Origin of the sequence: Bacillus sp. B1(2022) (assembly GCF_040259625.1) — a bacterium.
GTDB classification, from domain to species: Bacteria; Bacillota; Bacilli; order Bacillales; family Bacillaceae; genus Bacillus; species Bacillus velezensis.
In genome coordinates this window covers 202,918-213,789 of the sequence record NZ_JANIFO010000007.1, presented here as the reverse complement: position 1 = coordinate 213,789, position 10,872 = coordinate 202,918, and the positions used below count along the sequence as shown (strand labels likewise).

Here is a 10,872-nt window from a genome sequence, read left to right as displayed (position 1 = left end):
AGTGATCTGCAAGCTTTTTCTTTATCCTCTTAATACGGCCTGATACGTTTCTTCTAGCGCTTTCAGCACGTTTTCATGAACTTTTGTCACTTCTTCTTCTGTCAATGTTTGTTCAGGGTTAACATATTGGAGCGAGAAGGCGACGGATTTTTTGCCCTCTTCCATATGCTCACCTTCGTACACATCAAATACGGTGACTTCTTTCAGCAGCGCGCCGCCGGCTTCTTTGATCACGGCTTCGAGCTGTCCGCTTGTAACGGTTTTATCTGCCACAAGCGCAATATCGCGCGTGACGGACGGGTACTTCGGAATCGGCGTATACACGACAGGTTCTGTTTCCTCGGTCAGAAGCGCGTGCAGATCAAGCTCGAACACATACGTTTCTTTGATATCCAGCTCTTTTTCCATTGCCGGATGCACCTGGCCGATAAATCCGGCAAGCGAACCGTTCAATAGAATGTTTGCCGTCCGGCCGGGATGCATGTTTTTGCGTTCTGACTGGACAAATTCAACCCGGTCTGACACATTCAATTGATGCAGCAGGCCTTCAACGATTCCTTTGGCGACGAAGAAATCAACCGGCTTTTTCTCACCCTGCCATAAATTTTTGCGCCACAATCCGGTTACAGCTCCGGCAACCCGTTCTTTTTCAACCGGTTTTGTGTTTTCTTCTTTCGTCAGAAATACAGAACCCGTTTCATATAAAGCAACGGAATCAGTCTGTCTGGCCAGATTGTATGAAACGGCTTCAAGAAGATTCGGCACGAGGCTGTGTCTGAGAATGCTTCTTTCTTCGCTCATCGGCAGAGCAAGCATCGTGTTGAATGATTTTTCGATCGCAAAAGCGGCCGCTTTTTTATCATTCGTCAATGAATAAGTGGTCGCTTGTGAAAGACCCGCTCCTTCAAGGAAACGTCTCACTTTCCGGCGTTTTGCCTGATACGGTGTCAAGCCGCCTGTCGTGCCGGCCGTTTCCGGAAGCGTGGACGGGATATTGTCATACCCGTACAATCTCGCCGCTTCTTCAATCAGGTCTTCTTCTATTCTAATATCTCCGCGGCGCGACGGCACCGTTACGACGAGAACGTCTTCAGCTTCACCGACTGCAAACCCGAGGCGCTTGTAAATGCTGATGATTTCTTCTTTAGCGATTGTCATGCCGAGCACGGCGTTCACTTTTTCAACAGACACGTGAATATTGTTTGCTTCGATTTTCAGATGGTTTTCTTCAACCGTGCCTGAGAGCACTTCTCCGCCGGCATATGCCTGAATGAGACTGCAGGCCCGTTCAGCCGCCAGCAAAACGCGTGCCGGATCAATGCCTTTTTCATATCTGGCACTCGCTTCGCTTCTCAATCCGAGGTCTCTCGACGCTTTGCGGACGGTCTGTCCGTCGAAATAAGCGGCCTCCAGTAAAATCGCAGTGGTGTCTTCACGGACTTCAGACTCAGCTCCGCCCATGACTCCCGCAACGGCTTGCGCTTTTTTTCCGTTTGTGATGACCAAATGGCTGCTTGACAGCTTGCGCTCTTGTTCATCCAGCGTTACGATGGTTTCGTTTTCCGCCGCTTTTCTGACGACGACCTCTTTTGAACCGAACCGGTCGTAATCGAAAGCGTGAAGCGGCTGTCCGTACTCAAGGAGGACGAAGTTTGTAATGTCCACGACGTTATTATGCGGGCGGATGCCTGCATTCATCAGCTTCGTCTGCATCCATAGCGGAGACGGGCCGATTTTGACGTTTTTAATGATTTTTGCGGCATAATGCGGATTGGCCTGCGTATCTTCAACCTTAACGGAAACAGCATCCGCCGCTTTTTCTGCCGCTTTTTCATATGAAGCCTCCGGAAGCTTTACCTCTGCGCCGAGGATAGCCGCAACTTCATAAGCCACGCCAAGCATGTTCATCGCGTCGGCGCGGTTCGGCGTTAAGCCCAATTCTAAAATCGCATCATCAAGCTGAAGGGCCGCCATTGCGTCAGCTCCCGTTTCAGCATCATTCGGAAAAACGAAAATGCCTTCCGCATATTCTTTCGCCACGAGCTTGCTTTCAATGCCGAGCTCCTGAAGGGAACAGATCATGCCGTGAGACGCTTCGCCGCGCAGCTTGGCTTTTTTAATTTTGAAATTGCCGGGAAGCACGGCTCCGACCGTTGCAACGGCAACCTTCTGTCCTTTATCAACATTCGGGGCGCCGCAGATAATCTGCACGGGTTCCTCCGCACCGATATCAACAAGGCATTTGTTGAGTTTGTCGGCATTCGGGTGCTGTTCGCGCTCAAGGACGTATCCGATGACAACGCCTTTTACGCCCTCCCCTTTATACTCGATACCCTCAACTTCAATACCGGCTCTCGTAATTTTTTCTGCAAGCACGGCCGGGTCGATTCCCTGCAAGTCAACGTAATCTTCTAACCATTTATAAGAAACAAACATGTGTATCCTCCTCTTACGCCTGTTTAAACTGCGAAATGAATCTGACATCATTGGTATAGAAATGGCGGATATCTTCAATGCCGTATTTCAGCATCGCGATACGTTCCACACCCATTCCGAAAGCAAAACCCTGGTATTCCTCAGGATTGAATCCAGCCATCTTCAGCACGTTCGGGTGAACCATGCCGGCGCCGAGAATTTCGATCCAGCCTGTTTTTTTGCAGACGGAGCAGCCTTGTCCGCCGCACTTAAAGCAGGTCACATCCACCTCGACAGAAGGCTCTGTGAATGGGAAAAAGCTCGGACGGAGCCTGATTTCACGGTCTTGGCCGAACATTTTTTTGGCGACCAATTCAAGCGTGCCTTTCAGGTCGCTCATGCTGATTTTGCGGTCGACGACGAGACCCTCGATCTGCATGAACTGATGGGAATGTGTCGCGTCATCGTTGTCGCGGCGATACACTTTACCGGGACAAATGATTTTGACAGGGCCTTTTCCTTTATGCTTTTCCATCGTGCGCGTCTGCACCGGTGACGTCTGCGTTCTCATCAGCATTTCTTCTGTAATGTAAAAGCTGTCCTGCATGTCGCGGGCAGGATGTTCCTTCGGCAGGTTCAGCGCCTCAAAGTTGTAATAATCCGTTTCCACTTCAGGGCCTTCTTCGACGGTATATCCCATGCCGATAAATAAATCTTCAATTTCTTCAATAACGACCGTCAGCGGATGGCGTCCGCCGATGTTTACCTGACTGCCCGGCAACGTGACGTCAATCGTCTGGCTGCTGAGTTTTTTATTCATTTCTTCTTGTTCAAGCTGTTCATTTTTCGCCGTAATGGCTGCTGCAATGCGCTCTCTCACTTCATTGGCGAGCGCTCCCATTTTCGGGCGCTCTTCGGCGGACAGTTTGCCCATGCCGCGGAGAACTTCTGTAATCGGCCCTTTTTTTCCGAGATATTGCACCCGAATGTCGTTAACTTCTTTTAATGAACCCGCCGCTTCTACTTTTTCTGCAGCTTCCAGTTCGAGCTGTTTAAGCTTCTCTTCCATCATGCATCCTCCTTTTATGTAAACCAAACCGTTCTATGCCTTTTTCAGAAAACAAAAAAACCCGCCCCTTGAGAGAAGGGACGAGTTGTGGCCGCGGTACCACCCTTTTTAAGGCAGACTTCATCTGCCGACAGCTTCATTGACATAACGGAAACGATCGTTCCGGTTCACCTTTACGCGCGTTTGGCGCGGTCCCGGTGACAACTCGAGAGGTGAAAATCAATTTTTGTGCTGCGATAAAAATGCTCTCAGTCAGCGGCATTTTCTCCCTGGAAGGCAGTGTGTGCAAAAATTGACGTCCTCTGTCACGGTTTTTACATTATTGCTATCTATTATAGTGAAATCCAAGGCTTTTCGCAACCTATCCTCTGAGATGATAAACGAGGATGGCGGCCGCTACCGCCACATTCAGCGATTCCGCCTGCCCGTACAGCGGAACGTACAGGTTGAGATCCGTTTTTTGCAGAAGGCCGGAGTCCACTCCCGCCCCCTCGTTCCCGACGATTAACGCGAACGATTCTTCAGGCTTCACGCTTTGATAAGCCGCACCGTTTTCAAGCGCCGTGCCGTAGATCGCGACGCCTTGTGATTTCAGCTCAGCGGTAAACTCATCAAGCGGACGTTTCAAAATGGGAATATGAAAATGAGAACCTTGTGCTGAACGCAGCGTTTTTCCATTGTACGGGTCTGCTGTTCCCTCACCAAGGACAACGGCGTCGATCCCCGCTGCATCTGCCGTTCTGATCATTGTTCCTAAATTCCCCGGGTCCTGCACGGCATCAATCAGAAGCAGCCGCTTCAGCTGATCAGGCTGCTTATCCGGCATATGGCAGACCGCGGCGATCCGCTGCGGCGTTTCTGTTTCCGTCACGGCTGAAAACGCGTCTTCGCTCAGCACGTAGCACGGAATGCTCATGTCCAGATCGGCCGGGATGGCGCTCTCATCGTTTACGAGAATTTCTTTTACCGTTCCCTTTGATTTGAGCGCTTCTTCTGCCAGATGCTCTCCTTCTATCAGAAATGTATTCGTTTTAAGTCTCTCTTTTTTTGTGTGAAGTTTTTTCCAATCCTTCACTTTTTGGTTTTTTGCAGAGTCGATTCGTTTCACTTTATGTCTGTGCTCTCCTTTTTTCATGCATGTTGTTATTATATCTTAAGAACAGCACATAATAAACCGCGTGCGCGGTAAGAATATGCGTATCACATTCAGAAAAAGGAGCGGTTGTAATGGATCTTAATTTACGCAACGCCGTTATTGCCAATGTAACCGGCAATAACCAGGATCAGCTGGAGCATACTATCGTTGACGCCATCCAAAGCGGTGAAGAAAAAATGCTTCCGGGCCTCGGCGTCTTATTCGAAGTTCTTTGGCAGCATGCGTCGGACTCAGAAAAAAATGAAATGCTCAAAACACTTGAAGGCGGATTAAAACCTGCGCAATAAGCATGAACCGGGTGATGGGACACCCGGTTTTTTTTGTATAATAATGGCGAGGGGGATCGCCATGCAGTTACAGCCGGAACTGGCAAAGAAATTGATTGCCGAAGTCAAACATATGTACAGCCGCGAAGTGATTATTGCCGATACAAAAGGCATGATCATCGCGGGCACCAACGAGGCGCGCGCCGGATGGTTTCATGAAGGCGCACTGATCTGCGCACGCGAAAAACGGAATGTCATCATTACGAAAGAAGATGAAAAACGGCTCGAGGGCGTAAAAGCAGGACTGAACCTCCCCGTTTTTTCAGGCCATGAAGTGATCGGAGTATTCGGCCTGACAGGAGACCCTGACGATATCCTGCCTTTCGGAGAATTGCTCAGAAAAATGACGGAGCTGTTTATTAAAGAAACGCGCCATATGGAAGAAGCGCAGTGGCGTGCGAGAATGCTTGAATCCTTTATGGTTGATTGGCTGCAGCTGAAAGAATGGTCTCCGGGCTTTTTAGAAAAAGCAAAGCTCATCGGCGCAGACCTTCATGCATACCGCCGGATCATACTCATTCAAGGCCGTTATGAGCAATATAAAGCGGAGGAGCTCGGGCGGCTCTGGCAGTACGAATGCCCTGAAGACCTGTTTGTCCGCTGGGGAAATGAACGAATTCTCATTAATCATGAAGCAAATTCGGCTTCCAAAACACAGCTCATTAAAAAGATCGGCGCCGTTTTTGGGCAGCCTGTCACCGCCGGCATCGGACGGATCGTTCCGGGAGAGCGCCTCACGGAATCATACGAACAGGCGGATAAAGCACTTTCAGCCGGAATCGATGACAAGCAGGCCGTCTTTGAAGAAGATTTAAAACTGGATATGTGTCTTGCCGATATCGCACCCGGCACGCGGTCGGAGTTTTCACGGCGGGTTCTCGAGCATGTACTCGGCCGGGAAGAACTTCTGGATACGCTGCGCGCCTTTTTCGACCGGCAATTATCGTTAAAGCGCACCGCCGACGACATGCATATTCATATCAATACATTGCGCTACCGTCTTTCCAAACTGGAATCACTGACAAATATGAAGCTTGACCGTCCCGAAGACATAACGGCTTTTTATTTGGCGCTGCGCTTTTTAGATCAACATACAAAAAGAACGTAATCATATCATCATTTTTCATATGTTTCTCCATAGTGTGCGGAATCGTTTTTCTTTACAATTAAATGAAAACGCTTTTCTTATCAGGGAGGTTGGGAGAACATGATTTCACGAGAGGCAAAAGAAGCGTTCATCCGGACGGTCGGGAAGGAGAATTATGATGATTCGGCGGCGGGCCGTCTTGTGTATTCTTATGATGCGGCTCCTCAGCTGCAAGCCATGCCGGATGCGGTAATCGCCCCCCGCAGCGCGGATGACGTGTCCCGTATATTAACGATTTGCAGCAGGCATGACATTCCGATCGTGCCGAGGGGTTCAGGCACAAACCTATGCGGCGGCACATGTCCGTCTGAAGGCGGGCTTGTGCTTTTATTCAAACATATGAACCGCATTCTAGAAATCGATGAAGAAAATTTGACGGCAACCGTCCAGCCGGGCGTGATTACGCAAGATATGATCCGTGCGGTTGAACAAAAAGGTTTATTTTATCCGCCTGATCCGAGCAGCATGAAAATATCGACAATCGGCGGGAATATTAATGAAAATTCCGGCGGGCTGCGCGGTTTGAAGTACGGTGTCACCCGGGATTATGTCCTCGGACTTGAAGCCGTATTGGCTTCAGGCGATATCATCCGCACAGGAGGAAAGCTGACAAAGGATGTCGCCGGTTATGATCTGACCCGGCTTTTCGTCGGATCAGAAGGGACGCTCGGCGTTGTGACGGAAGCGACTTTAAAGCTGGTTCCGAAGCCGGAAACGAAAAAAACGCTGCTTGCACTCTATGAACATATTGAAGCGGCTGCGGAATCGGTTTCTGCCATCATCGCTGAAAAAATCATTCCGGCGACACTCGAATTTCTTGATCAGCCGACACTGCAGGTCATTGAAGATTACGCCAAGATCGGGCTTCCGACCGACGCAAAAGCGGTGCTGCTGATCGAACAGGACGGTGACATCGACACGGTCAGACGAGATATGGAAAAAATCGAAGCGATTTGTAAAAACGGAGCCGCCGTATCCGTCCAAACGGCTGAAACCGAGGAAGAGGCATTCGCGCTTACAGAGGCCAGACGGTCCGCATTATCAGCCCTTGCCCGGCTGAAACCGACAACGATTCTGGAAGATGCGACCGTGCCGAGATCACAAATTGCCAGCATGGTCAAAGCCATTAACGAGATTGCAGAAACATACGGCCTGTCCATCTGCACATTCGGCCATGCCGGAGACGGCAACCTCCATCCGACGTGCACCACCGATATCCGAAATACAGAGGAGATGGAACGTGTCGAAAAAGCTTTTGCCGCCATTTTTGAAAAAGCGATTGAGCTGGGCGGGACGATAACGGGTGAACACGGGGTCGGCATCGTAAAAGCGCCGTATTTAGAAATGAAACTGAAAACAGAAGGCATCACCGCCATGAAAGCGATCAAACAAGCGCTTGATCCCCAAAATCTGCTGAATCCGGGAAAAATATTCGCCAATTCATCAAGGAAACGCGTGGTGGTGATGAAATGACAACGGCTAAAGAGCAGCAACAAATTCAAACAGAATTCAAAACCCGCATGGATGAAGGTGAATTGCTGAACTGTATGCGCTGCGGCTTCTGCCTTCCTTCCTGTCCGACCTATATTGAATCGGGATTTCAAGAATCCCATTCGCCGCGCGGCCGGATCGCCCTGATGAAAGCCGTCACTGACGGACTGATCGAGCCGGATGAAGATGTCGAGCGCTCACTTTCGCTGTGTCTCGGATGCCGGGCATGCGAGCCCGTTTGTCCGGCAGGGGTCAATTACGGACAGCTGCTTGAAGAAGCGAGGGATATCATTCATCAAAATAAAAAACATAAGCCGGGCGTGCGCCTCTTGCGGAAAGCCGCCTTCACCGGGCTTTTCCCTCATCAAAACCGCATGCAGACAGCCGTGAATCTTCTCGGAATATACCAAAGATCGGGACTGCAGACCGCCGTCAGAAAAACCGGTATGCTGCGCGTTTTGCCTGAACATCTGCGCACAATGGAACAAGTGCTCCCGCCCGCCCCGAAACGGAAAGACCTGAAGGAAAGGCCGCGTTTTCTTCCTGCCGCGGGTCCCGTCCAAAAACGGGCCGCTTTTTTCTCGGGCTGCTTAATGGATACGATGTTTTTAGCGACAAATCATGCGACAACGGCGCTTTTACAGGCGGCCGGGTGTGAAATCGCGGTTCCGGACGGCCAGGCGTGCTGCGGCGCGCTTCACGGGCACAGCGGAGAAAAAGAGATGGGAAAAGAACTGGCCAAGCGGAATATCGCGGCTTTTGAGGCGCTTGACGCTGATTATATCATTACAAACGCCGGCGGATGCGGCGCCTTTCTTCAGGAATATCCGCATTTACTGAAAGATGAACCTGGATGGGCGGAACGTGCCGAACAATTCGTCCGGAAGCTCAAAGACTTTTCATCCGTACTGGTTGATCTGAAGTTCCATCAAAAAAACCTGCGGGCGCAGTCTCCTCATATCGTCACATATCAGGACTCCTGCCATCTCCGCAATGTGATGCATACGTCAGAGGAACCGCGCACGCTTTTGAAAAGCATTAAAGGGGCTGAGTACAGAGAAATGGAAAAGGCCGACAGCTGCTGCGGGTCGGCGGGAATTTATAATATAACAGAGTCAGAGATGTCTATGAAAATATTAGACAGTAAGATGAAAGCAGCCGGAAAAACGGAGGCGGCCGTCATCGTGACAGCCAATCCCGGATGCCTTCTGCAAATGCAGCTCGGCATTTTACGCGAAGGATTAACTGGCCGTGTCCGCGCGGTTCATTTGGCGGATTACCTTTTGGAAGCGGCGGATTTGTCATAAGATGAAAGCAGAGAGACATATCGGCTCTCTGCTTTTTTATGATGCTGCAATGTTCGTACGGCCGCGGATTTATCCGGGTATTGAAGCTTCCAGTCTGGCACTCGGATCACGCCATACATTCGCCCATTTTTTCACAGCCGCAATGATAATCACAAGCCCGAGAATGAGCATGATAATGGATAAAACGCCATTCAGCACGTTGTATCCCGCCGCTTCGGGGTTCAAATACACATACCGCACCATCCAATAACCCGCATAGTTGACGGTCACGTACAAATAAGCGAGAGGAATCAGGCATGTCAGCATATAGCGCCGCTTATCCGCTATTTTTAATACGACGGTCGCACCGATAATTAAGCCGACAGACGCCATAAGCTGATTGGATACGCCGAACAGCGCCCAAATGGAGCTGATGTCGCCCGAATACAGAAGATAGCCCCACAGCAGGCAGGCGAGCGCGCTTGAGAAAATCGAGCCCGGCAGCCAGTCTGTTTTTTTCAGCGGCTTATAGACCTCTCCGAAAAACTCTTGAATCAAGTACCGGGCGACACGGGTTCCCGCATCAATCGCCGTTAAAATAAACACCGCTTCAAACATAATGACGAATTGAAAAAAGTATGAAGCCAAATGACTGAAAAACGGAATCTCCGTAAAGATATACGTCATTCCGACGGCAAGCGTAACAGCGCCTCCCGTTCTTCCTTCCAGACTGAGCCCGATTTCTTTACTCAATTCAGGCAGATGGACGACATTCATCCCGAGGGTGCGGAATATTTCAGGCGTGCTGTTAATAGCAAAATAGTCGGCGGGCTCAAGAGCGGCAGCTGCAATGAGCGCCATAATTCCGACGAGACATTCCACAAGCATCGCTCCGAAAGCAACCGGCTTTATATCACTCCATTTATCCAGCATTTTCGGCGTTGTGCCGGAACCGACAAATGCATGAAAGCCCGAAATGGCGCCGCAGGCAATCGTTATTGAAATAAACGGCCAGACAGGACCCGCGATCACCGGCCCTCCGCCGTGAATAAACTCCGTTACGGCCGGAAATTTAATGGCGGGATTGACGAAAAAGACGCCTGCGATCAAAGCGGCAAAAACCCCGATTTTCATAAAACTGCTTAAATAGTCACGCGGAGCCAGCAAAAGCCAAACCGGAAGCGCCGCGGCGAAAAACGCATAGACAGGAAGCGCCACTGCAAGCGTTTTCGCATCCAGTGTCAGCATGTCCCCGAGAGCCGTTGTCTGCAGCCGCGGCCCGATGACAACACCGGCCATTAACAAAAGAAACCCGACAGTTGATGCGAGTTTGAGATTGCCCGTTTTTTTATAGTAGAGGCCGACCCCCATCGCGATCGGAATCGTAATCCCCACCGCAAACGTTCCCCACGGGTTTTTCTCAAGCGCGTGCAGCACAACCATGGACAGCCCCGCCATCGTGATCGTAATGATAAACAGCATCGAGAGACCCGTGCAAAAACCCGCCACCGGGCCGAGCTCTTCTTTGGCGACTTCAGAAAGCGTTTTCCCGTTTTTCCGCATTGATGCAAACAATACGACAATATCGTGCACGGCTCCTCCGATCACCGCCCCGATTAACAGCCATAAAAGCCCGGGCAGATAGCCGAACTGAGCTGCCAGAATCGGTCCGACAAGCGGGCCGGCAGCGGCGATTGCCGCGAAGTGGTGGCCGAATGACACCCACTTATGCGTCGGCACATAATCTTTCCCATCCTCAAGCACATGGGCCGGAGTCGGTGTCTGATCATTGATTTTTAATACTTTGACCATCATAAAGGTACCGTAAAGCCGATAGGCGATCGCCAAAATACATATAGACGCTATGACGATTGTAATCGCATTCATTTAATCCCAGCCCCTTTTCTCTTTTTCTAAATATTATCACAATTATCAGATAACGAGAGATGATTTTTGCGTAAAAAAAAGCCGGCGGCGCAGCC

8 protein-coding genes are annotated in these 10,872 nt (G+C 50.3%); 4 read left to right on the top strand and 4 right to left on the bottom strand.

Annotated elements, in window-relative coordinates; translation table 11 throughout:
• Positions 1 to 21: 21 nt before the first annotated feature.
• The 3 genes from pheT to NQS30_RS14160 all read right to left on the bottom strand — a co-directional run bounded on the left by pheT (position 22) and on the right by NQS30_RS14160 (position 4,592).
• Positions 22 to 2,436 (bottom strand): phenylalanine--tRNA ligase subunit beta, encoded by a 2,415-nt coding sequence (gene pheT, locus NQS30_RS14170; protein WP_124692786.1) that lies wholly within the window; start codon positions 2,434 to 2,436, stop codon positions 22 to 24.
• Positions 2,437 to 2,449: 13 nt separating this feature from the next.
• Entirely contained in the window at positions 2,450 to 3,484 is a 1,035-nt protein-coding gene (gene pheS / locus NQS30_RS14165) for a phenylalanine--tRNA ligase subunit alpha (protein ID WP_003152530.1), read from the bottom strand.
• Between the two features lie 361 nt (positions 3,485 to 3,845).
• Positions 3,846 to 4,592, bottom strand: a complete 747-nt coding sequence (locus NQS30_RS14160) for a TrmH family RNA methyltransferase (RefSeq protein WP_052827709.1) — start codon at positions 4,590 to 4,592, stop codon at positions 3,846 to 3,848.
• A gap of 119 nt (positions 4,593 to 4,711) precedes the next feature.
• Here NQS30_RS14160 and sspI point away from each other — a divergent pair, with 119 nt between their 5' ends.
• The 4 genes from sspI to NQS30_RS14140 all read left to right on the top strand — a co-directional run bounded on the left by sspI (position 4,712) and on the right by NQS30_RS14140 (position 8,911).
• Positions 4,712 to 4,927 (top strand): small acid-soluble spore protein SspI, encoded by a 216-nt coding sequence (sspI, locus tag NQS30_RS14155; RefSeq protein WP_003152527.1) that lies wholly within the window; start codon positions 4,712 to 4,714, stop codon positions 4,925 to 4,927.
• A 61-nt stretch (positions 4,928 to 4,988) separates the two neighbouring features.
• Positions 4,989 to 6,074: a CdaR family transcriptional regulator gene (locus tag NQS30_RS14150; RefSeq protein WP_069007603.1), complete on the top strand. Its 1,086-nt coding sequence runs from the start codon at positions 4,989 to 4,991 to the stop codon at positions 6,072 to 6,074.
• A 99-nt stretch (positions 6,075 to 6,173) separates the two neighbouring features.
• Positions 6,174 to 7,586 (top strand): glycolate oxidase subunit GlcD, encoded by a 1,413-nt coding sequence (glcD, locus tag NQS30_RS14145; protein ID WP_015417962.1) that lies wholly within the window; start codon positions 6,174 to 6,176, stop codon positions 7,584 to 7,586.
• Positions 7,583 to 8,911: a (Fe-S)-binding protein gene (locus tag NQS30_RS14140; protein WP_085342244.1), complete on the top strand. Its 1,329-nt coding sequence runs from the start codon at positions 7,583 to 7,585 to the stop codon at positions 8,909 to 8,911. Before glcD ends, NQS30_RS14140 begins: the two co-directional genes overlap by 4 nt.
• A gap of 69 nt (positions 8,912 to 8,980) precedes the next feature.
• On the opposite strand, the gene cstA is transcribed toward NQS30_RS14140, so the two are convergent.
• A complete protein-coding gene (gene cstA / locus NQS30_RS14135; protein WP_015240342.1) occupies positions 8,981 to 10,777 on the bottom strand; it encodes a carbon starvation protein CstA in 1,797 nt (598 codons plus the stop codon).
• Positions 10,778 to 10,872 lie beyond the last annotated feature (95 nt).